Source organism: Xanthomonas sp. BRIP62411, from assembly GCF_003993525.1.
Lineage (GTDB): Bacteria > Pseudomonadota > Gammaproteobacteria > Xanthomonadales > Xanthomonadaceae > Xanthomonas > Xanthomonas euroxanthea.
Genome location: NZ_QEZI01000035.1, coordinates 1 through 422 on the forward strand (window position 1 = coordinate 1; position 422 = coordinate 422).

The window sequence follows — 422 nt, forward strand, 5'->3', positions numbered from 1 at the left end:
TGGAAACGCGGGTTGCAGCCGAGCCGCACGTAGTCGTGCAGCAGGCGCTGGAGCTGCAGCGGCGTGCGCGCCTCCACCGGGTGAGTCTCCGGCAGCCAGGTCAGCGTGGCCACCATCAGCACCAGCCCGAACGCCACCAGAAACCACAAGATCAGCGGCCAGCCGGCGACGCTGAGCAGGATCCAGCCGCCGATGATCGGCGCGATCGCCGCGGCGATCGCGCCGATCATCGGCGGCTGGATCCTGCTCAGCGTCGCCGGCTGGCCGCTGATCTTGTGGTTTCTGGTGGCGTTCGGGCTGGTGCTGATGGTGGCCACGCTGACCTGGCTGCCGGAGACTCACCCGGTGGAGGCGCGCACGCCGCTGCAGCTCCAGCGCCTGCTGCACGACTACGTGCGGCTCGGCTGCAACCCGCGTTTCCA

At 69.7% G+C, this 422-nt stretch carries 2 pseudogenes; one reads left to right on the forward strand and one right to left on the reverse strand.

Annotated elements, in window-relative coordinates:
* Window positions 1-218 (reverse strand): annotated as a pseudogene (locus tag EO139_RS21090) (Bcr/CflA family drug resistance efflux transporter); the annotation flags it as partial.
* On the opposite strand from EO139_RS21090, the pseudogene EO139_RS21085 reads away from it, so the two are divergent.
* Window positions 205-422 (forward strand): annotated as a pseudogene (locus tag EO139_RS21085) (Bcr/CflA family drug resistance efflux transporter); the annotation flags it as partial. The pseudogenes EO139_RS21090 and EO139_RS21085 overlap by 14 nt on opposite strands.